At 40.5% G+C, this 23,564-nt stretch carries 14 protein-coding genes; 7 read left to right on the top strand and 7 right to left on the bottom strand.

The genetic code is table 11. The annotated features are described in order from the left end of the window. The first annotated feature begins 540 nt into the window (after nt 1-540). On the top strand, nt 541-3,777 hold the full coding sequence (locus B3E92_RS07785) for a SusC/RagA family TonB-linked outer membrane protein (protein ID WP_286896050.1): 3,237 nt from the start codon (nt 541-543) through the stop codon (nt 3,775-3,777). A 12-nt stretch (nt 3,778-3,789) separates the two neighbouring features. Further along, the gene (locus tag B3E92_RS07780; RefSeq protein WP_286896048.1) at nt 3,790-5,556 is read left to right on the top strand and encodes a RagB/SusD family nutrient uptake outer membrane protein; all 1,767 of its coding nucleotides are present in this window, start codon (nt 3,790-3,792) and stop codon (nt 5,554-5,556) included. 106 nt (nt 5,557-5,662) lie between these two features. On the opposite strand, the gene B3E92_RS07775 is transcribed toward B3E92_RS07780, so the two are convergent. Further along, complete coding sequence (locus B3E92_RS07775) at nt 5,663-7,072, bottom strand: alpha-L-fucosidase (RefSeq protein WP_286896047.1); 1,410 nt, start codon at nt 7,070-7,072, stop codon at nt 5,663-5,665. A 130-nt stretch (nt 7,073-7,202) separates the two neighbouring features. Here B3E92_RS07775 and B3E92_RS07770 point away from each other — a divergent pair, with 130 nt between their 5' ends. The 4 genes from B3E92_RS07770 to B3E92_RS07755 all read left to right on the top strand — a co-directional run bounded on the left by B3E92_RS07770 (nt 7,203) and on the right by B3E92_RS07755 (nt 11,008). Further along, on the top strand, nt 7,203-8,618 hold the full coding sequence (locus B3E92_RS07770; RefSeq protein ID WP_286896045.1) for a sensor histidine kinase: 1,416 nt from the start codon (nt 7,203-7,205) through the stop codon (nt 8,616-8,618). Next, a complete protein-coding gene (locus tag B3E92_RS07765; protein WP_286896043.1) occupies nt 8,605-9,315 on the top strand; it encodes a response regulator transcription factor in 711 nt (236 codons plus the stop codon). The genes B3E92_RS07770 and B3E92_RS07765 overlap by 14 nt, the downstream gene beginning before the upstream one ends. A gap of 53 nt (nt 9,316-9,368) precedes the next feature. After that, complete coding sequence (locus B3E92_RS07760) at nt 9,369-9,926, top strand: Crp/Fnr family transcriptional regulator (protein ID WP_286896040.1); 558 nt, start codon at nt 9,369-9,371, stop codon at nt 9,924-9,926. A 272-nt stretch (nt 9,927-10,198) separates the two neighbouring features. After that, nucleotides 10,199-11,008 carry a helix-turn-helix domain-containing protein gene (locus tag B3E92_RS07755; protein ID WP_286752965.1) on the top strand — a complete coding sequence of 270 codons (810 nt, stop codon included), beginning with the start codon at nt 10,199-10,201 and terminating at the stop codon, nt 11,006-11,008. A gap of 2 nt (nt 11,009-11,010) precedes the next feature. Here the strand turns inward: B3E92_RS07755 and B3E92_RS07750 are convergent, their stop codons facing one another. From B3E92_RS07750 to B3E92_RS07725, 6 genes are all read right to left on the bottom strand, one after another. Continuing rightward, nucleotides 11,011-12,135: an MBL fold metallo-hydrolase gene (locus B3E92_RS07750; RefSeq protein WP_286896038.1), complete on the bottom strand. Its 1,125-nt coding sequence runs from the start codon at nt 12,133-12,135 to the stop codon at nt 11,011-11,013. A gap of 330 nt (nt 12,136-12,465) precedes the next feature. After that, nucleotides 12,466-13,938, bottom strand: coding sequence for a TlpA disulfide reductase family protein (locus B3E92_RS07745; RefSeq protein ID WP_286896035.1), 1,473 nt, complete (start codon nt 13,936-13,938; stop codon nt 12,466-12,468). A gap of 28 nt (nt 13,939-13,966) precedes the next feature. Then, on the bottom strand, nt 13,967-15,352 hold the full coding sequence (locus tag B3E92_RS07740) for a RagB/SusD family nutrient uptake outer membrane protein (protein ID WP_286767827.1): 1,386 nt from the start codon (nt 15,350-15,352) through the stop codon (nt 13,967-13,969). Between the two features lie 11 nt (nt 15,353-15,363). Then, on the bottom strand, nt 15,364-18,714 hold the full coding sequence (locus B3E92_RS07735; RefSeq protein WP_286896033.1) for a SusC/RagA family TonB-linked outer membrane protein: 3,351 nt from the start codon (nt 18,712-18,714) through the stop codon (nt 15,364-15,366). A 24-nt stretch (nt 18,715-18,738) separates the two neighbouring features. Beyond that, nucleotides 18,739-19,755 (bottom strand): FecR family protein, encoded by a 1,017-nt coding sequence (locus B3E92_RS07730; RefSeq protein WP_286896032.1) that lies wholly within the window; start codon nt 19,753-19,755, stop codon nt 18,739-18,741. 83 nt (nt 19,756-19,838) lie between these two features. Next, on the bottom strand, nt 19,839-20,429 hold the full coding sequence (locus B3E92_RS07725; protein ID WP_204990787.1) for an RNA polymerase sigma factor: 591 nt from the start codon (nt 20,427-20,429) through the stop codon (nt 19,839-19,841). 630 nt (nt 20,430-21,059) lie between these two features. Here B3E92_RS07725 and B3E92_RS07720 point away from each other — a divergent pair. Next, entirely contained in the window at nt 21,060-23,315 is a 2,256-nt protein-coding gene (locus B3E92_RS07720; protein ID WP_112374305.1) for a GH92 family glycosyl hydrolase, read from the top strand. Nucleotides 23,316-23,564: the final 249 nt, after the last annotated feature.

Below are 23,564 nucleotides of genomic sequence, written 5' to 3'. Positions count from 1 at the left end.
AAGGCAGCATCTTTTTGTTATCCTATCTTAGAGCTATTTCTATTGGTCACTTTGGCGGGAAGGAAAGTAACAGATGAGCATTGCTATGCTAGAAAGTATAATCAGCTGCTTAGCAAAACTGACAGGTGGTAGGATTTTTAAATTTATTATCGATACGTACACAGAGACCTCGAAACGAATTAATTTGTAGGTTTGACCCTAAGAAAAATGCGGAAATAGGCTGAGTACCGTTAATGCGATCCCGCTTGATGGATTTAATTGAATATGATCTGTTGCCCTTCGCGGTCAATTAGCGTATTTCTGGATTATGAAAAATGGGACTTTAGGTTTTTGAATTGAATAGATTAACTTTTAAGTGTGTCAATACTTGTTCTTATGATTTATGTTATATAAAAGTTAAATTTCTATTAAATATCTACCTGCAAAACCTGTTTAGTCGTTGATGTTTTTGATGTTAATTAAATATTTGTTAACATTACGGTTAATTATAAACCAAGTCAAAGCGTCAACTTTGATGCAAAATTCTAAACTAGACTAAAGATGCAGAAAACATTACTAATCAGTATGGCATTGGGTCTCTCATACCCAACTTGGGCTAATGTAGAGCGTGATTATGCTAAATTGACCAAAGAGACGCACGGTGTTGCAGCTCAGTCTACCGTAAAAGGGGTGGTAAAAGACAAAAACGGAACAACCTTGTCCGGAATTACCATTACCAATTTAACCAGCCAAAAAACAACCTCGACGAATGTAGCGGGTCAGTTCACGATTCAAGCCAATATAGGGCAAAGACTCAAATTGACAGGGATAGGTTACAGTGAAAAGATCATCAGCGTGACGGGAGGGCAGATCGATATCATCATGGAATCCAAAGATACCGAACTGGAGGAAGTTGTGGTGGTCGGTTATGGTACGCAGAAAAAAGTGAATCTTACCGGTGCAGTAGACCAAGTGGGATCAGAAGCTTTTGAAGGACGCGTACTGGGCAATGCCAGCCAGATGCTCCAAGGTGTCATTCCCAACTTAAATGTAACTCCGGCCGATGGTAAGCCCAATCGGGCACCAAGTTTCAATATCCGTGGGACAACTTCCATTGGTCAGGGGGGGAGCGCACTTGTGCTTATCGATGGAGTCGAGGGTGATCTTTCGGCGATCAATCCCAATGATATTGAAAGTGTAACGACACTCAAGGATGCTGCTTCATCTGCGATTTACGGCTCCCGCGGTACCTTCGGGGTCGTTTTGGTCACAACCAAACGTGCCAAATCCGGAAAAACTTCCATCAACTATTCGGGAAGTGGCTCTTTTCAGAAACCGATCGCTTTACCCAAATTTGTGACGGATGGCTATGAATATGCTTCGCATTTCTTTACAGCCTATAATGCCTGGAACAATTATTCCTCGATTCCGAGCAAGCTCAACAAGACACAGATCTTTACAACAGATTGGCTGGAGGAATTTAAGAGAAGAAAAGAACAGGGAATTACGGAGCAGGTCACGGTAGATGATAAGGGTAATTATGTATACTACGGTAATGAGGATTATTATGGTATGCTGATCAAGGACAATACGTTTGTCCAGGATCATAACCTGTCCATCAGCGGTAATTCTGAAAAAATGGATTACTATATTTCTGGTCGTGCTTACGATTACAATGGTATGTACCGCTATAATAGCGATAAATATAAGACCTATAATACGCGTGCAAAAGCCGGGCTTCAGGTGACAGACTGGTTGCGGATCAGCAATAACATCGATTTTAATTATGCCAAATACAGAGACCCATCGACTGCTGGTGAAGGTGGAAATATCTGGCGCAATATTGCCGATGAGGGACACCCTTCTTCGCCGATCTTTAACCCTGATGGATCTATGAGCTTCTCTGCAGCCTATACAGTAGGGGATTTTATCTATGGTAAAAATGGTACGAATACGGCTAATCAGGATCTCCGCAATACAACTTCTTTCGAGACTAAGTTTTTCAACAATACGTTCCGCATTAAAGGGGATCTGACTTTTAGAAATCGCGATTTTAATTCGGTAAGAGTCCGTGTGCCTGTTCCGTATAGCACACAGGAGGGAAAAATGTTGCGGTTGGAAACAAGTATGAACGACAATATTTATCAGGTAGACCAACGCTATCGTTACTTGTTTGGAAATCTATACAGTGAATATGAACGCACAATAGGCGATCATTATTTTAAAGGTTTGCTCGGATACAATTATGAACAGCGTACGTATAATTCAACCTATATTACCAAAACAGGTCTACTCAATGATGATGTTGAAAATATCAACCTGGCAGTAGGGCAGAATACCACAGCGACAGCGGGATATAACAAGTACCGTAATGTCGGGGTATTTATGCGTGCCAATTATATTTTCAAGGACCGTTACCTTTTTGAATTCAATGGCCGCTACGATGGTTCGTCCAAATTTCCGACAAACCAACGATGGGGACTATTCCCTTCTGCATCCGTGGGCTGGCGTATTTCTGAAGAGCCATTCTTCCAGGTGGACAAAAGAGCCCTTTCCGATCTGAAGCTAAGAGCGTCCTATGGGTCATTGGGTAATGGTAATGTCGATCCGTATTCCTATTTGGATATTTACGAAATCAAGATTATGGATCGGGTATTGAACGGACAGAAGCCGGCATATACTTCGGTGCCTAAGGTGATCCCGGATAACTTAACTTGGGAAACAGCGCGCACGGCAAACTTAGGTCTTGATCTATCGTCTTTAAATGGAAAACTAACTTTTACAGGCGATATCTATCAACGCAAGACCTTAAATATGTATACCTTAGGTGTAGCTTTGCCTGACATCTTTGGTGCGGAGTCGCCGAAAGGAAACTATGCTGACATGACCACAAAAGGTTTTGAAGTGAGCTTGACTTATAAGGATAGATTCGATCTGAACGGTAGTCCTTTCAATTGGTCCGTAAGGGGTACTTTGGCTGATTATAGATCCAATATAGACCGTTACGAAAATAAAGAGGGTTTAATCAAAGATGGATCCTATTATGAAGGTCAGCGAATCGGTGAAATATGGGGCTATGTAACGCAGGGTTTATTTCAGAATCAGGCGGAAATTGATGGTGCTGCAAAACAAAAATTGATCAAATCGTCAAACAATGGTACAATATATCCAGGTGACGTACGTTTTTCGGATCTAAATGGTGATGGTGTAATCGATTATGGAAATAATACGATTTATAGCCATGGCGACAGAACTGTAATCGGTAATGCCGATCCACGATATATCTATAGTTTTAACCTTAATCTGGATTGGCAAGGTATTTATTTCTCGTCTTTCTTCCAGGGTGTGGGTAAGCAGAATTGGTACCCGAGCAATGAATCTATTTTTTGGGGGCAATACAATCGACCTTACAACAACTTACCGGAATGGCACCTCAATAATTACTGGACAGAAGATAATCCAAATGGCTATTTCCCACGTTATGCCGGTTATAACGAGTCTATTAAGACAACCCCCCAAACCAGATATCTACAAAATGTGGCCTATATTCGGATGAAAAACATACAGATCGGGTACAGCTTTCCTAAGTCTGTGACAAACCGATTAAAAATCAGTAGTCTTCGTGCAGGCCTATCGGGTGAAAACTTATGGACCTGGTCACCGCTTTACAAAAAGACGAAGGATCTCGATGTTGGCAACCTGGGCAAATCGGATCCGGAAATCGGAACAGGGTCCGGTGACGGATTTAATTATCCGATCATGAAGAGCATCAGTTTTAACTTATCTATTGGCTTATAGTTTTATATCAACATGAAAAAATTGTTTTATATACCTGTTGTTGCGCTTTTGTTCAGTTCTTGCGAACTGAATGAGCTGCCAAAGGCAGGGGCTACCGAAGAAGATATCTTTGGTAGTGAAAGTGGATTAAAAAATTATAGTAACTCCTTCTATCGGAATATCACTTCGGGAAGTGACGCTTATAAGGGCGATGCAATGGCCGATTATTCGGCCGTAAACAGCCTCAATGATTTTATGGTCGGCGGTGCTTATAGTGCGGAAATCAGTTCGGGCTGGTCCTGGACGACCCTCCGCAATATCAATCAATTGATCGCTAAGTGCAACAGTCCCAAATTGACTGATGCCATAAAAAATAACTATATCGGCTTAGCCCGCTTTTTCAGAGCTTGGTTCTATTATGAGAAAGTAGTTCGTTTTGGCGATGTGCCTTGGGTAGATCATCCGCTGGCAGTGGATGAAACGGATATCCTTAAAGCACCACGGGATTCGCGCGAAGTGGTCATGAAGCACATCATGGAAGATCTGGACTTTGCCTACGCCAATATCACAAATACGGCGGGCGACGGTAGTACGGTTAACAAATGGACAGCACTCGGTTTGAAGACCCGAATCGCGCTGTTCGAAGGAACATTTCGTAAATACCAAAAGCTCAATTTGGCTACACAGCCGGAAGTATTCTTCCAGATGGCGGTCGACGCTGGCAAGATTTTAATGGAAAATGGTCCTTATGGGCTTAATATCTCTGCAGACCCTAAAACATCACAGCGACAGTTGTTTACCAGTAATGCGCCAGTGACAAAAGAGGTCATGTTGGCCGTAACTTTCAGTAAAGATCTTGCGCTTTTGAACGACGCCAACTGGTGGTGGACATCAGCGACCTACGGTCCACGTTTAAGTTTGGTAAGGCCTTTTATCAATAGTTTTTTGAATGTTGACGGTACTCCTTATACGGATAGACCGAACTTTCAGACAGAGGAATTCTATGAGGAATGTCAAAATCGCGACTTGCGCTTGGCGCAGTTGATCCGGACGCCAGGATATTCCCGTAATGGACAGCCTGCTCCTCCAAATTTTGCAAGTTTTACTTACACGGGGTATCAACCAATCAAGTATACTTTAGACGATCCCTATTACGACAATGGTGGTTACAATACCAATGCCGTTCCTTTAATGCGTTATGCGGAAATACTATTAAACTATGCTGAAGCGAAACAGGAACTAGGTACGTTCAATGATGCGGATTGGTCGAAAACTATTGGAGCATTACGTTCAAGGGCAGGAATAACAGGTGGAACGAATACACTGCCGACCAAAGTGGATACCTACTTGAAAAATACATTCTTCCCCGAAGTCAATAGCCCCGTACTTTTAGAAATACGTCGTGAAAGGCAGGTGGAATTAGCGCTGGAGGGCTTTCGTTTCAATGATTTGAAGCGATGGAAGCTTGGACCGCTTATGGCGAATTTGCCTTGGACGGGAATTTATATCCCTGCTTTAGATAAGTTGATTGATATCGACCACAATGGAACTCCAGATGTCGTGTTCTATGATGGAAGTAAATCAGCTCCTTTGATAACTGTTCCTGCAGGAGTAGCCAAGGTCGCTATAGGGGGTAAAAGTACCAATTTCCAGACAATGACTTCGGACAATCACCTGGAATGGTTTAAAGCTGTGAAGCGTACTTGGGATGACAATAACAAGCAATACCTTTACCCAATTCCGTCTGCAGCGATTGTGCTGAACGGAAATCTGACACAAAACCCAGGTTGGAGTAAATAGGAATTTAACTTATTCGTCCCAATAAAAGAGGCTCCTTGCATTTGCAAGGAGCCTCTTTTTACTACCAAGGGTGTATTGCTTAGTGTGATGAAAGTTTTTTGGCTTGTTAACGTCTTTCTTGGTAAACACCAATCTCGTTCACAACCGCATGGCCTTTTTCAGGTTTGATGCTGAAGCGTAATTTTTGTCCCAGTACTTCATCAAAGCGGAAAATCTTGATACGGCCCTGTTGTACCGCTGTAACCGCGATAGGATACCATTTTCCATCTTTCAGATAGGATAAGTTATACTGTGAAGGATTGTCTTTTCCTTCGGTAATAACAACACTATTGAAAGGTTTACTACGTTCAAAATCCAATTCATACCATACTTCACCTTTAACTGCTGGATTGGAAACCCAGGCACTGCCAAAGTTATCGTCATTGGCGAAATCCATAATATTCATGTCATCGCTCCAGCTACTGTATGAAGGTACTTGTTTGGCTATATTGTGGTCGACTATAGGTGCCTCGTAACTGGGTAATGAACTGTAGCTGGGTTTATTTTTGTATAATGTACCGATTGTCTTTAATGCATCAAGTGCATTTTGATCCATCAGACCATCACTATTTGGGGCTACATTGAGCATAAAGTTGCAATACGCGTTGTTGTACGGAATTACAAATTTCTCGACCAATTCATTGACGTTTTTAACTGGGGTGTTCGGAAACGATGTTTTCCAGAACCAATTTTGCTGTAAGGGAAGACAGGCCATTGCCGGCAATTTGTTATGCTCCTTAGAAATAAATTGACCCGCACCTTGTTCATAGGATTTAATATCGGTGTAAAACAACGCATCACCGGGGTATTTTGCCGAATTGAGATCCATCAACAAACATTTCGGCTGAAGGGATTTGACAAGATAATAGATGTCGTCGAACGGAACATCATCGTACGAAATACGCGACCAAGGGGCATCCCATCCGTCAATAACCAAGGCGTCGATTTCACCATATTGGGTCAGCAATTCTGTCAACTGATCTTTGATCAATTGGATGTGCGCTTTGGTAATGGTATGTGGACGTATGCCCTGATGCATATCCAAAATGGAATAATACAGCATAACACGCAAACCATTTTTGCGGAAAGCATCCGTAAATTCTTTGACAACATCACGATGTAAAGGCGTGTTCATCACATTATAATCTGTTGTTTTGGTATTCCAGATCGGGAAACCACTATGGTGCTTAGTGGTTAGGCAACCATAGCTCATATTGGCCGATTTGGCCGCTTTAGCCCATTGATCTGCATTGAGCTTTGGCGATTTGAACAGTTCAAGTGCGGCATAGGGATCAGACCAATCTTGTTCCATAAACGTCGGCATGCCATAGTGGATAAACATACCGAATCCAAGGTTGACAAAGTCGAGCTGGCTCTGCTCGAGTACCTTCTTTGATAAACCAGATTGTGCAAATAGCGTGTTGCCCAGTAAAAGAAAAGATAGGCAGTAAAGTAGAGCATGTGAAATTTTGGACATAATTTATGAAGTTGTTATGCTGTAAAGGTAGGCCATGTTTGTGTTATTTAAGCCTAATGGAAACCTAACGAAAGCCTAATAAAAGCCTAATAGTTATCTTGGTTCGACAAATTGATGCTATTTTTAACCTATGCAGCGTACAGGTAAAAATTTATATCCTTGGGCATTTGGAACAAGCTTCTTGATCTTGACCGTTTTGATCGGTTTTCTAATTTTCAATACCTATAAGCTTGAAGATAAGAATTATCAGATCGGACAGCTCAATCAGATCCAGAATGCTTATGGTGCTGTTATTATGGATGATAAGATATTCCCCGGTGGGGATGCCATCTTCCAGACAACATTAGTGCCCTGTTTGCCGACATGGTATGAAAAAAAAATCACGAAGTCCGCAGATGCAGACCAGTTCGGTAACCATTGTATGAGTCGCTTTCTTGATGAGATGCGGAGTCGGCAGTCATTGAATAGTATCTTTCGTCAGATTGTACATCAACAAGGGCTCGATACGACACTTGTTTACCTATTCCATTTTGATAAATTGGAAATATATAATGCAAGAGACCGTACCTGGACGACTTTCTATGCGTTAGAAGCCGATGATCGTGCAGGTCTAATTAGTGGCAAACTCAAGCGCGGAACAAATAATAATAGGGTATTCCAACTGTCTGTTAGCGACAAGAATCCCATTCCTTATCGTTTTACCTATAGTCTGTATGTGGATTATGAAAATAGGGACTGGCGTGTTGTCCAACGTATGCTGCCCGTGTTTTTACTCTCCTTACCTTGCATTGTTGTGATCGTATTCTTGAGTTATCGAACCTATAGCAATTGGATCAACCAACGTAAACTTGCAGACCTGAAAACAAGTTTTCTAAATCATATGCGGCATGAATTTAATACACCACTGACGACGATTTTGATTAGTGCACATAGTTTGATCGATCGTGAAACAGGAAAAGACGATAAAGAGTTTGCACAACTTGGGCGCATTGTGGAAAGGCAAGCCAAACGACTCAAAGCTTATTTTGAGCAGGTCATGGGATCTGTTGCGTTACAGGAACAAGAGGCTAAAATTGTATCCGTTTCTATTGATCGTCTGACACAGCAAATATTGAATGAGCTTCATTTGCGCTACCAAGGAGAAATTGAAATTCAATATGAACCCTTAGCCGAAGATGTGGAGATGAACCTTGATGAAGATTATTATTTTTCAATCTTAGATAACCTGGTATCCAATGCGATAAAGTTTAACGATAATAGTAAGAAGACGATTCAGTTAAGCTGGGAGCAGCAAGGTCCTCATTATAACCTCAAAATAGTGGATAATGGGGTTGGGATCGCCACTGCAGATCGAGGAGCGATATTTACAGCATTTTATAGAGGTAAACTGTCCGGCAACAAACCTGGACTGGGACTGGGGCTTTACTATGTCAAATCTTATTTGGACAGGCTGGGTTGGACGATCCATGTAGCAGGCGGTAAGTCTGGTTCCGGTACAATTTTTTATATTTACATGAGTAATGTGGAATTCAATGGCAAAAGATAAGATTGACATCCTTTTGATTGAAGATGAACCTGATTTGGGCGAAGTTTTCTCACGTTATTTGCGATACAAAGGCTTTACGGTACGCTGGGAAAGCACGGTGCAAGGAGGCTGGGTGGCTTTTCAGTCCTGTGCCGTCAAATTACTCATTATTGATGTGCAGTTGCCCGATGGCAATGGTTTTGACCTGGCGCAACAAATGATACAATTGAATCCTGGGCAACCTATTTTCTTTTTGACAGCACTTCATGAACGTACATCGCGGCTTAGAGGGCTTAGTCTAGGTGCTGTTGATTACATTGCGAAACCTTTTGACATGGACGAAATATTGCTCAAGATCCGCAATTTATTGACCGTGGCAAAAGCGCCCGAAGTGCCGACGAATTCGGAAATTGAACTCGCTATCGGTTGTCTGTTGCTGAACATGGAACGCTATAGTCTGCATGATGGAGTGGGCGGTATACAAAAGCTCACGGTTCGTGAAGCTGAATTGCTTCGACATCTGATCCTCCATAAAAATCTATTGGTCAATAAAAAAGATCTGTTGCTGCAGTTTTGGGGTAATACGGATTTTTTTAACGGCAAAAGCCTAGAGGTTTTTATCTCCCGACTTCGTAAATTGCTGCAGATGGATCGCAAACTTCATATCGAAAGTATCTACGGGGCGGGTTACATTTTACACGAAAATGAAGGTGTTTAATGGCTTGATCTATTAAAATAAATACGATGTTATACGAAAATATTCTTAAAAATGTGTCCAAGTGTATTACTTTGACAGCTGATGAAACCCAAGCGTTCACCAGCTTATTAACAACGAAGAAGGTTCCTAAAAAAACAAAACTACTTGAGGAGGGGGACGTTTGTCAGTTTGAAGGGTATCTTCAAAAAGGCTGCGTCCGGATTTATTATCTGGATGAAAATGGTTTTGAAGTAACGCTGGCATTTGCTGTCGAAGATTGGTGGATTAGTGATATTGCTTCATTTCATTACCATACACCATCCAGTTTATACATGGAAACATTAGAAGATAGTGAATTCTTGATGTTAACACCAGAGACGAAGGAGAGATTATTAGAGACTGTTCCAAAGTTTGAGCGAGTTTTTCGTATGTTAGTGCAACGCCGGCTTGCTGTTCTGCAAAATAGGCTGATCCATACAATGGCTAAGCCTGCTGCCGATCGCTATCTTGAATTTATTGAACTATATCCGACGATTTCCCAAAGGGTACCGCAATATTATATTGCGTCGTACCTAGGTGTCTCACCCGAATTTGTCAGTATTATACGTAAGCGGCTTGCTGCAAAGAAATAGTAGGCAGTTCGAACGGCTCCATGTTGAAATATGTAGGTGATGACATGGGCCATTCGATTTGGAAAAAGAATAATATGGCTTTTTAAAAAGTGAGTGGATTTCTGTATGGCGTTTTGTGAGATTTGATTTGAGCTGCGTGGCAAATGTATTTTGAGCTTTTGGACAACTAGACTTTGTAAAAGGTATAAGATATTTGTTACCTTTAGACGGGACTAATTTTTGATTATTGGTATTCACCGTTGCATAGCTGTTTAAAATAAATCGTATTGAGCATGGAAGAGAGAGATTTTGGGAATGCCTTTTTGTATTCCTGTTATGTCGAGAAAGCATTTGGGCATGAACAGTTTATTTCCGAACATGTGGTCTTTTTCCAGATGTCCGGCGAAACGCACCTGGATCATCAAAAAGGAAAATTGGTGGCAACAGAGGGGCAAATTGTGGTTGCCCGTAGAAATCAATTGGCCAAAGCTTTTAAATATCCCGCAGAAAATAATGTCTATAAATCTGTTTCCGTCTTGTTGCAAGCGGATCGACTGAAGCAATATGCGATGGATCATCACCTCAGTTCGGAAAAAAAATATCAGGGTGAGTCCAATGTTGTGTTGGAAAGTAACCTGTTTATAAGAAGTTATTTCGAGTCATTGGCGCCCTATGCCGAAGCGATCGACCGTGTAAGTCCGCAGATGGAAAATATCAAGATCTATGAATTGATTACCTTGTTGTTGGAGAGCTACCCGCTGCTGAAAGACCTCCTGTTTGACTTTTCGGAACCGCACAAAATCGATCTTGAGCAGTTTATGGTCAAGAATTATCGGTACAATGTACCTTTAGAAAACTTTGCCAAGTTGACGGGAAGGAGTTTAGCAAGTTTTAAACGCGATTTTGAAAAAATATTCCAAACATCGCCCCGAAAATGGCTGCAGGAAAGACGCCTTTCTGAGGCCTATTATCTAATTGAGAATAAGCGTCAAAAGCCCTCTGATTTTTATCTTGATCTGGGCTTTGAAAACCTTTCTCATTTTTATGCCTCTTTCAAGGAGAAGTTTGGGATAACGCCAGCGACCATCAATTCGGTCGCTTAAAATTATTTCCGCCACCAATAAATGGCTGTTAAAGGGGGCTGATCCAGGTCGATGACCTGACCGATCAGGGGAGTGAGTAAGGGCTGTTGTTGTTGTGTTGCTTCCTTGGAAATACGTTCTAAAGGTTCATTCCAGGCATGATTGGCCAATACAAACTTGGATGAATGAACGGGGAATAGCAAGGAAGCTTTGAGATCATGTGCTGCTTGGATAACCTCCTCCGGCATCATGTGTATGTGTTTCCAACTGAGGTCATATTGGCCATTTTCCAATATAGCGAGATCAAAAGGACCCAATTGATTGCCAATTTCTTTGAAGTGGCTGTCATAGCCGCTATCTCCTCCTAAATAGAGTTTCATTGAAGGTGTCTGGAGAACGTAGGAGGCCCATAAGGTATTGGCCGTAAAGATGCTGCGACCCGAAAAATGTCTTGCCGGGGTGACCGTTACCTCGAAACCACCACCCAAGTTTACCTGATCCCACCAGTCTTTTTCGATGATCTGTTCAGGACGATATCCCCAATATTCAAGATGGGAACCGACACCAAGACCAACAATGACTTTTCCGACCCGAGGTTGAAGTGCTTTGAGCGTCTTGTAGTCCATATGATCGTAGTGGTCATGTGATATAAATAAAAAGTCAATCGGCGGTAATGCCGCTACGGTAGTGACATCGGCTCCTTTAAAGGCTTTTACACTGCCTGGAATTGGGGAAGCACTGCCACTAAGGACTGGATCGACGAGTATGTTCTTACCGTCGAGACGAAGAAAATAGGAAGAATGACCAAACCAAACGAGCCCATGAGACTGACTTAACAACTTCTCCCAATCGACGGGCATTGTTGGTATATTGTGCCTGGGACTTGTTTCGTTCGATCGCTTAAAAAAGTAATCGTATAGGGCCACGGTCCAGGGTTGTGTAAGCTGTGGTGTAGGGCTGCTATTCTGAAATTTACCATCCCGATATTGCTTGGATAACTGTATACGTTGAAATCTTTCGCCCGAGGGTCTTTTGCCAAATAGTGGATGCATCATATATAGTCCGATGAAAGCGATGAGAACAGTTAGTCCTAAGATTGTTCTTTTTATAAATCGAAGCCACCTTGTTCTGTTGTTTCTTGTTGTCATCTGCTTGTTGTATGGCAACAAAGATAAGACTGCTGAGACAGATCTATTTTTGCTGACGGCTCAAATTTATATGCTGTATGGCTCATTTTGGTTACTTCATCTGATCTATATTGGAGAAAGATTTTAAACTCTATAAGGCATTCAGAATAGTGTAATTTAAGACAATACTGAATTCTAAGCTTATGAATTGGCAGGATTGGAAAAAAGAAGGTGTCCAAGAATTCAAGTCAAACTCTTTGAGAATAGAATAGCTGAAATGAAGCTATAGGGGAAAAGGTATGAAATCGCATGAAAAAGAGGCTGTCCAAACTTTTTGGACAGCCCTCTTTTTTATCCTTTGTAAGGTTTTTTAGCAGCTTCGATGAGCTCTTTCATCTCTAATCTGATATAGTCTACATTTGGAGTAGATCCTGTAAGAAAGTAACGTATATTTCCTTCTTTATCAATAATAAATTTTGCTGGAATTCCTTTGACGCCGAATTTAGCGGCCATAACTTCTCCCGTTTGCGGATCTTTTTGATCATCATAGAGAACTTCAAAAGGATAGTTATTTTTTGTGATAAAGGATACTACATTTTCTTTATAATTCTTATCGCGCTCCCAGGTATTCATGAATAAGAATTGTACCTCCTTATCATTTGCATAAGATTCTTGAGCTGCCTTCATTCCTGGAAATGAGCGTACGCAAGGTTGACACCAGGTTGCCCAAAAATCCAATACCACAACTTTTCCTTTTAAACTGGCTAAGGATACTTTTTCACCTTTAAGATTAAGTAATTCAAAATTGGGTGCTGGTTTAAAAGTTGCCATTTCTTTGATATGATTGCGAATGTTTTGCGTTAGCTCCGTTTTCAACGAAGCATTAAAATTCTCATAACCTTGAGCAGATCCGTTTAATTCAGTGTATAGCTTTTTAAGGTCATCTTCGACAGCAAACTGTCCTTTCGCATATAGTTTGGTCAGAATATTATAGGCCTCAAGATTTCTTCCTGTACCCATTAAAGATTTGTAGTATACCGTTGCAAGACCATCTGCTTGCTCTGGTGCTGCTTTTAATGCATTTTCTATATAGCCCAGCGCTTCAGCATATTTTTTCTGTGCAACAAGTATGTTGACATAAGCCGACATGGAACTTGCATAGCCCATGGCTGCGAACCGAGCTTTATTATCTTTTTGGTTTTCTGGAAGGGTTAAATAATAATAACTATCGTCCATAGCGGTTTTTAGGAGTGGTGCGGCAGTGGTTGTATCACCGGCTCTCAAGAGGATTTGACCAACAGGAATATATCCATTTCCGCGCCAGAATCGTTCTTTCAATTCGCCTAAATAATGTACAGCTTTTTGTGAATTTCCGTCGTTGGCAAAACTCTGTGCCAAAGTAGCCACTACATAATCATATGTGAGGGGCTCTTCGCTGAAGTTCTTAACTGGCCACTTTTTTATAAGTTCATTATACGCTTTCTCTTTCGCCAATGGCGTACTGGCATTGTAAAAAACATCTGTGATAAATGCATCACGGGTTAGGGATCCTTTTGGATATTTTTTCTTGGCCAGTGCTTCTACTGATGCCTGTAGATCTTCTTTGCCTAAAGAACGCAAAACGTTGATTGCCGTACGGTAGTCTTCTTCTGATTTATAAGTCTTTAATTCGTTCGTTAATACTTTAGCAAGCGAATCTTTTTGTACCAACGTACCTTTTTCTATAATTGGGAGATATTGTTGGTATTTGTTTTTTGCTGGTTGTTGTGCAAAAGATGCTGTTAGCGAAAATACCAACGCAGCCGTTAAGATTTTTGTTTTCATTTTTTGTCTGTATGATTTTTTAAATTCATTAGTCTTCGTATCCTGGATTCTGTGTCAGTTTATTGTTGATCAAAATCTGGGCTTGTGGAATGGGATACAAGACATCCGTGGCCTGCCAGTTTGATTTGATTGGAGATAATACAGCGGTAGCACGATCGGTACGCTTGAGGTCGAGCCAACGATGGCCGAACTCACCGAAAAATTCGTGCAGACGTTCCATTTCTATTGCAGATAGTAATTGTGTTTGGTTTAAGCTTGAATTAAGTCCTGTAAGTCCAGCGCGAGAACGGACAGCATCCACATCTGTTCGGGCTTCGGCAAGTTTTCCCAGTTTAGCCCTCGCTTCCGCGCGAATAAGATACTGCTCGGCTAAGCGAAGCATAATATGGTATTCGGAACCTGTTCCCGAGGATACTTTATATTTGGTTATGGCATAATAGATTTTGTTGGAGACCGTCTTTGAACTTGTCCAATTTGTTTTTCTTAAGTCAACCGTCGGAGATGTCTCAAAGCTATTATACACAGCGTCCGGTAGGGTGTAGCTGGGTGTAGCTGTAGCCGCGGTAATATAATTGGAGCCAAATGTCGTTACTCCCGTTTGATTGCCAAGTTGAAGGATAACCTCATTACTCGAGTTTACAAAATTTTTATCTGGTGTCGGCATGCCATAATCAGATGACTGTAATACTTTGGTCGCATAAGATTCGGCATTTTGATAATCCTTTTGGTAAAGATAAACTCTTGCCAATAATGCACTTGCAGCAGTTTTGTTAGCTCTTCCTCTCGGGCTTGCTGTTGCATCATAGGCCGTCGCCATCTTACTTTCCGCATCTTTAAGATCAGCAATAATCTGATCATATACTTGCTGTGCCGAAGTTCGTGGAAGAACTGCATCTTCAAAAGCGTGTAGGTCATCACGTAATTGCAATGGCACATCACCATAAAGGTTGACGAGATAGAAATAGGTATAGGCCCTAAAAAATTTCGCTTCGCCCAGGAGCTGATCTTTTACACTTGGGGTAAGGCTGGTGGATGCGTCGAGACCTGATATAGCATTGTTTGCATTCTTGATAAGTTGGTAACAATTTGACCAGAAATTAGCGATATTCCCATTTGTGTTCAGCAGGCTATTGCTGGCGAATTCCGAGGTATTTGCATCAGCCGCATTGTATTGAAGGTCGTCTGCAGCGATTCCCGTATAAAAGGTTGAAGTCCCGGCGAGATTGATGCTTAATGCTGTGGTATACAATCCGCGTATGACACTATTTGCAGAAGCATCTGTGGAGAATGCTTCGCCAGCTACTACTTGTGTCGGCGGAGCGCCTAATTCCACAAATTTTTCGCAGGAGCTGGTCAAAAGAGTTCCACTAGTAATTGCTAATAATAGTATATTTTTATTGATGTTTAATTTCATGATCTCTAGTTTTAAAATTGACAGTTAAATCCAAATACAATCGTCCGCAATGGAGGCAATACTTGGGCAATCGTTCCCGTTCCTAAACCAGATGGACCGCCTTGCACGGTCGTTTCGGTATCCAGGACATATTTGTTCTTGGCCCATGTAAAGAGATTTTGCCCTTGCATAAATACATTACAATTAGACATTTTTAATTTCGAAGTCCAGCTTTTGGGCAGGTTGTAAGATAAATTGACAGACCTCAATTTAATATAGGAAGCATCCCCATAGACAGCATCAGAGCTGGTATATTGATTATAAGAGTTGCTTAATGCAACTCCATCAGCTGAAGATGCTGGTACTGTCGGGATAATTGCTCCCGGGATATTGGTATTACTGTTATTTAATGTCCATCTGTCCAACCAGTAATCATTTTGGTTGAGCATAGCACCAGGTCTTGTATTGAGGATTTTAGTTACTCCAAAGCGGTGGTTAAATTGAAAAAATACGCCAAGTTCGAAGCCTTTGTAGGAAAAAGTATTGTTAAATCCGCCATAGAAAGGTGTACCTAAGTTAGCAACGTATCGGTCATCGCCCGTTATAGCCCCATCGCCATTGCGATCTTCGTATAACGCTCTTCCTGTTGCGGGGTCTACACCTTGATAGTGATACAAACGGACCATATTGAGCGGCTCACCAACTAGAAAGCTACTTGAATAAAACGTGTTTTCAATTCCAGGAAATTTGACAAGTTTGTTTTTATAAAACGTGAAATTAGCAGATGTTTTCCATGTAAAATTTTCATTTGTAATATTGGTGGTGTTCAACTCCAATTCCAAGCCTGTATTTTGGATCAATGCCGGTAGGTTTTCTTTGTAACTGTTGTAGCCCGTTTGAGTACTTAAAACTAAATCGGTTATTTGATCAGAAGAACGATTTCTGAAAAAGTTTCCGGTAAACAAAATTCGATCTTTCAAGAAACCTAGATCTAAAGCAAATTCCAATTTTTTGGTTGTTTCCCACTTGATATATTCATTTGGAAGTGTTCCAATATTCATGGAAGGATTATTTAGATACGCGGTTGTTGAAGAGTAGAGTGGAAGATAAAGGTAATTTGAAATTTGATCATTACCTGTAGTTCCATAGCTCGCTCTCAATTTACCAAAACTTAAAAACGTTAGATTATCTTGTATAAAATCCTCTTTTCCAAAGACCCACCCTAGCCCTATTGCTCCAAAATTTCCGAATCGGTTTTTAGGTCCAAAACGAGATGAGCCATCTCTTCTAAAAGTTCCATTAAACAAATATTTCTCTTTCCAGTCGTAATTTACTTTTCCGAATAGTGCATTGTATTTGTAATATACGAGGTTATTGCTGGCAGTGAATAATCCTGCGGCACTGAGCGAACCTAAAAGTGCATCGTTTGAATAATTAGAACCATTGGTTGTCTGTGAACGGGATGAATTTTGCTGAAAACTTGTTCCAATTAATGCTGTAAATTTACCTTCGCCGATACTTTTTACATAATCCAATGTCGGTTCAATAATCCAATTTTCGGCCTTTGTATTAGAGAAACTAGAAGAACCAAGCGGGTTGGAAACAGTATTGTTTAAGGAAGTAATTGGCCGTTGGTTATTTTGATTCAACTGTGTGATGGTATAGCCAAAATTTGCTTTTGCTGTCAGTCCAGGTATAATTTTGTAACTCAGATTGGCATTTGAGATCAGATTATTGGTATTACCAAAGTATTTCCGTTCGAGCAAGGCGATTGGGTTGTCAATAAAAGCTGATGACGGTAACCAATAGTATTTTCCATTGTCACCATAGATTGGATAATTGGGGGGCAAATTGTAGAGTGAAGTGACATCAGAGGAAGGCATATCCGAATTGTCGTTGGCATAGCTAACTGATAAAGCGGCATTGAATTTTTTGTCAGAAGAGGTGTGATCTAAGTTTAACCGTGAGGTAAAGCGACTGTTTTTGCTATCCCCATAAAAAACAGTACTCTCGCGTCTATATCCCGAATTAAAGAAAAAGCGGGTAGATTCGTTTCCACCAGACATATTCGCTTGAACGTCGGTAATATGTCCTTTGTTTCCAATCAGCATTTTCTGCCAATCTGTCGATTTGTTCTGATCCCATAACATAAGATCTGGAGCGTTATCGGCTGTAGGTGTAACTCCAGTATTAGCAAAAGCCTCTTTTCTTAGTGTGAGATATTGTTCTAGGTTCAACATAGGGATAAAGTGGTTGACCTCGGTAAATCCGGTGTTAAAGTTGACACCAATGCGAGTACGACCTGCAGATCCTTTTTTTGTGGTGATCAAAACGACACCATTTGCGCCCCGGCTACCATAGATCGCTGTAGCGTCGGCATCTTTCAAGACATCAATACGTTCAATATCCGCTGGATTAATCATGCTGAAGGGACTTAAGCCGCCTGAAGAAGCTGAGATCCCAAATGAATTGAGGTTATCCGTTGCAGGTTGTCCACCGTTAAAATTGGTAAAGGGAACTCCATCAACCACGTATAGCGGTATTGAACCTGAGGTCGTTCCACTTAATGACGCCTGATTCCTAATCTGAATCTGAACGGCACTTCCGGGCACACCATTGTTTTGGGCGATCAATACACCGGACATTCTTCCCGATAGTGCGGCAAGGGGATTACTTACAGGTTGAGAGGTAATGTCCTTCGCTGTGATCGAAGCAACTGATCCCGTATTCAATCTACGTGTTGTCGTACCGTAGCCAATAACAACCACTTCTTCTAAGCTTCCTTCTTCCGGTTTCAGTTTAATAGGAGTAGAATTGGCAATAAGTTGCTTCGCAGTGATATCAACCTTCTGATAACCAATAAAAGAAAAAGTAATAATGACATCGTCATTTGGAATACGCAGTCCCCATTGTCCATTGACATCCGTTGCGGTACTCGTTTGCATATTGCGGTATTCTGCTTTTTGCCAGTCCTTTATGATAACAGATACTCCTGCCAAAGGCGTTCCATTTTCATTGACTACTTGGCCCGCAATGTGTTGCTGATTCTGTTTTTTTTCTTTTATAGCGATAATATCATTGTCCAATACTTCCCATGTTAGGTTGCTCCCGGCCAGAGACTGGGAAAGAAGATCTTTTACACTGATTTTCTTTCCAACAATATTGATTGTCGAGTTTGGGAGAGTCGATTTGCTAAAGAACATTTTGTATTTGCTCTTGTCATTGATTGTTTGAAATACATCTTCGAGTTTTCCTCCCTGGACGGAGACATCAATTTTTTCAGTTTGAGAATAGGCGAAGCTCTGTATATGCATGGCGCTAAGACAAATGAGCAATAAAGCCAATCTCGACTCTTTTCTAAATTTGGGTTTTGTTTTGTTCATGTGAGTTATATAGGTTGATTGTTTTTAGAGTAGTTGTATTTGGTTTTTCCCCGTTTTTTTAATTTGAAAGTAATTGACAGTTTGTAATGCTTTTAGGATATTTTCTAGTTGTTCGTTTTCGAATGTTGCTGAGTAGCGTTGGTTGGCAACTGCTTTGTTTGTAATTTTAATTTCCACGCCATACATGCGCTCTAGTTTTAAGGCGATATCCAATAATCTATCATCTTGAATGGTAATCCGATTTAATAACCATTCGGTTTCTAAAGCGGATCCGTCTTTTTCAGAGATGGAAAATGGCTGAATAGCTATTGCCATGGGAGCCGATGCGGTTTTAGTAGTTGTCGATGGGAATTCCTTTTCAACTCCATTTACCTTTCTGATCACAAACTTTTCTTTGGGCTTTAATATAAATTTCTGATTGTCAGTTCCTTTTTTCCAAATGGATACTTTGCCACGTACCAAAGCTGTTTCGGCATTATTTTCTTCGGCATAATCGCGCACATTGAAAGCGGTTCCCAGAACGCTAATTTCCATCCTTGGTGTATGAATAAGGAAGGGCTTGGATGGATTTTTGGCGACATCGAAAAATGCTTCCCCGATCAAAGTAACTTCACGTGTGCTGGAATCTTTGAATGAGGCGGGGTAGATTATTTTGCTCGACGCATTAAGTGTAACTTTTGTACCGTCTTCTAGAACAATTCGCTGCTGTTGTCCGTTTGTTAGCGTTAGTTCTTGATTGTTTGATTGCGTAATTTTGTAAAGATAAAGAGATGTAAAAGCGATACAGAGGATAGCTGCAGCTGCTGCAATTCTAGGGAAATTGAATATTTTCTGATTCCTCCGAGTCAGTTTCTTTATAATTCTGCCATGAATGCGTGCTTTGAGTGCTTTCTGTACATGATCGGGTAGTGTTTTGCTTAAATTCGGTCGGGATGAAAATGAATCGAAAAAACGTTCCACGACGTCTATTTCTTCCGAATTGGCTTCGCCTTTTAAGTATTTGTCAATTAGCTTTTCGAGCTCTTGGTTAGGATATTGCATATGATTAGTACAATGTTCACTTAAATAGTGCCCCTAACAGGAAAAAATGTACTAGTCTAAATTGGTGTTTATTTGTAATTTGCTTATTTACAGTTGTATAAAATTAATAGTAGCGTCAAAAAATGTTGGATAACAAGTTTTTTTAATTTTTGAATTGATACTCCGAGGTGATTTTGAACTGTATTTTGGGAAGTTTCTGTCAAATCACTAATTTCCTTTGTGGTAAGTCCATCTAAGTATCTCATTTTAAAGATTTCTTTTCTTTTTTGTGGGAGATTGGCTACCCATTGTTCAATTAAAGATTTTAAATCCTTTTCGGCATACTGATCTCCTTCCAGAATTTCATAACTTCGATAAAGGTGATGATTTTCTTCGATAAGGATATTTCTGCGTTTGTTTTTCTTATAGGTTTCAAAGACTTTGTATTTCATGCATGCAATGAGGTAGGATTTCAGGTTGTGAATTTCTCTACTGGGACAGTGTTCCCAAAGTTCAATAAATACATCCTGAACAATCTCTTCACAGGAAGCCAAATCTTCGAGCCTTTTGTAAGATTCATCTAAAAGTAAAGACCAATATTTATCATACAAAATATTGAAAGCCTCTAAATCGCCTTCTCGGAGCCGAGCTAACAAGCTTGCATCATTATGAGCTGGATATTTATCGTTTTTCATGATATGATAGCGTGAAGTTGAATTCCTTGGGTTGGTAGGGTTTAGGAATGTAACTTTTTTTCAATATTACATATTTTATTAAATAAGGTCAAGATCTGCGTATAATATTTGCCTTCTTCTTTTATTTTAATGAAAACATTATTTTTTATTATAGTTGCAAAAGAGCTTCGAATGTTACGAGATAGCAATCAGTTTAAAACTTTAACAAAAGTATATGCCTGCTTGTTGAAGATCCTTGTCACAATTATAGGTAATTTATTGAGGTCAACATGATTATTGTAAAGCACCGTTGAACAAATCGATTTGGAAATGGTTAAACATTTCGCATGTTTGTTAGTTTATATCCATAAAAATTGGTTTTTAGTTTGTAATTATCTCAAAATTAGGTTGAATAAAATTAAAATAGAATTCATTTTTAATTTTTCGAATAAATTATCAAATAAACGCTTATTTGTGTCAGTATACAGGATTTTATCTAGTTTATTTGATAAGTAACAATAAAAATTTTTGTTTTTAGAGATCCAATTTTGATTTTGGTAGACACAAAGATGATATGTTGTCAAAAAAAATTAACTTTAAGGGCAGAACATATGTTTTGCCCTTAAACCATCGAACACTTAATTGTTTAAAATGCTAACAAAGAATATCAAACGTAAAACAAAAAGATTATTGCGTACATTATGCTGTTTTGTTTTTCTTTCGGTCAGTATGCTAAAAGGTTTTTCCCAAGCTAGAATGACGAAAGATTATGTTGATTATGTTAACCCATACATGGGAAACATCAGTCATTTATTGGTACCAACCTACCCAACGGTTCACTTGCCAAACAGCCTTTTGCGCGTTTATCCTGAGCGGGGAGACTATACTTCAGATCGTCTGTTTGGTCTGCCACTTATCGTTACAAGCCATCGTGGAAGATCGGCTTTCAACCTTAGCCCAATGGTGAAATTGCCAGGCGATTTGAAACCGGTACAATTGTACAGTTACGATCAAGAGGAAATTCATCCGTATGCGTATTCCGTGTTACTGGATCAAGAGAATATTCAGGTAGACTACGCGTTGTCGCATCAGTCGGGCATGTATACCTTTACTTTTCCGTCAACTTCGACAAAATACCTGCAGTTCAATTCACAGGAGGGGAAACTTCAATGGGACGGTCAGGGACTTTCGGGTATGCAGGATATTGGTAATGGCACGCATGTGTATATTTATGCCGTTCCCGAATCCAAACCTTTTGCCGTGAAGCGACTGCAAGGCCAACAATTGGAAAATGCCACTGAAGCTGCTGGTAAGAATTCTTGCCTGGTACTGGAGTTTAATCAAGCAGGGACTAGCTTACGTATGAAATATGGCGTTTCATTTATTGATGCGGCACAAGCAAAAGCCAATTTGAAGCGTGAAATCAGTGACTTTGACCAAAAGAAGCTGGCTGAAAAAGGACGTAAAATATGGAACGATGCTTTAGGTAAAATTGCTGTAGAGGGCGACAATGAGTCCAATAAGCACGTGTTTTATACGTCTTTATACCGCACTTACGAAAGACCTGTCAACATTTCTGAAGATGGTCGCTATCACAGCGCGTTCGACGGAAAGGTACATCAGGACGAAGGTAAACCTTTTTTTACAGATGACTGGATCTGGGACTCTTACCGGGCACATCACCCATTACGGGTACTCTTGGATCCCAACACAGAGTCCATGATCCTCAATTCTTTTGTCCGGATGTCCGAGCAAATGGAGCAGCCATGGTTGCCTACTTTCCCTGAGATTACCGGCGATAGTAGAAGGATGAATTCCAATCATGGTGTAGCAACTTTATTGGATGCTTATCGCAAAGGAGTGCGCAATTTTGATATCAAGAAAGCGTATCTGGCTGCAAAAGGTGCAATTACAGAAAAGACTTTGGCTCCATGGTCCGGTAAGGCCGCAGGAAAACTAGACGAATTTTTTAAGGAGAAAGGCTATATCCCAGCATTGTATCCAGGTGAAAAAGAAACCATACCCGAAGTAAACGGTTTTGAACGGAGACAACCGGTCGCAGTAACCTTGGGTACCTCTTACGATTTATGGTGCTTGGCACAGCTTGCGCAAGAATTGGGTATTCAGGCTGACTATGAGTTATTTATGAAGAAATCTTTCAATTATAGAAATCTTTTCAACGAGCAGACCAAATTTTTCCATCCCAAAGATGACAAGGGAAATTTTATCATGCCTTTTGACTATGTGTTTTCTGGCGGACAGGGAGCACGGGAATATTACGGTGAAAACAATGCCTGGATCTACCGCTGGGATGTGCAGCATAATATTCCCGATCTGATCAAACTGATGGGAGGAAATGAATCTTTTGTCAAGTACCTTGATGAGATGTTCCAGCAACCTTTGGGTCGGTCAAAATTTGATTTTTATGCGCAGCTTCCAGATCATACAGGTAATGTTGGACAATTTTCCATGGCAAACGAGCCGGCTTTGCATATTCCTTATCTATATAACTATGCTGGACAACCTTGGATGACACAGAAAAGGATACGCAAGCTGATCGGGGAATGGTTTAGAAACGATTTAATGGGGGTGCCGGGAGATGAAGACGGTGGTGGAATGTCTGCTTTTGTTGTCTTTTCACAAATGGGCTTCTATCCGGTTACCCCGGGTTTGACGTCCTACAGCATCGGATCTCCATTTTTCCAGAAGGTGAGCATACAGCTTCCTAATGGTAAGTCTTTTGTTATTATCGGCAAGAATGCATCGGCAAGAAACAAATACATTCAGTCGGCGAAATTAAATGGAAAGCCACTGAACGTTCCACAGTTGACCCATGCCGATGTGTTGAAAGGTGGTACCTTGGAGTTTGTGATGGGGGATAAAGCAAATCAAAATTGGGGAAATTAGCCGCAATATATAAGGAATCTCCTTCATACGAGAATAAAGAGCCTTTGATCTTCAGATCTAGGGCTCTTTATTGTTTAGGTGGTGTGCAGCTTATTATTCTAAAGCAGCAACCTTTACAAGCTAAAGAAACATTGTTTTTTGTACTAAAAAAGTGACAAAGTGAATTTCAATAAATAAAAGTCAATCGATTGCGTTATTTGCGCAATCGATTTCGTGACACCGTTTTTTGGTTCTTCGTCAATTTTGGTG

It is taken from the genome of Sphingobacterium sp. UBA6317 (assembly GCF_002440385.1).
Taxonomy (GTDB): domain Bacteria; phylum Bacteroidota; class Bacteroidia; order Sphingobacteriales; family Sphingobacteriaceae; genus Sphingobacterium; species Sphingobacterium multivorum.
This window is presented reverse-complemented; position numbering and strand designations above follow the sequence as displayed.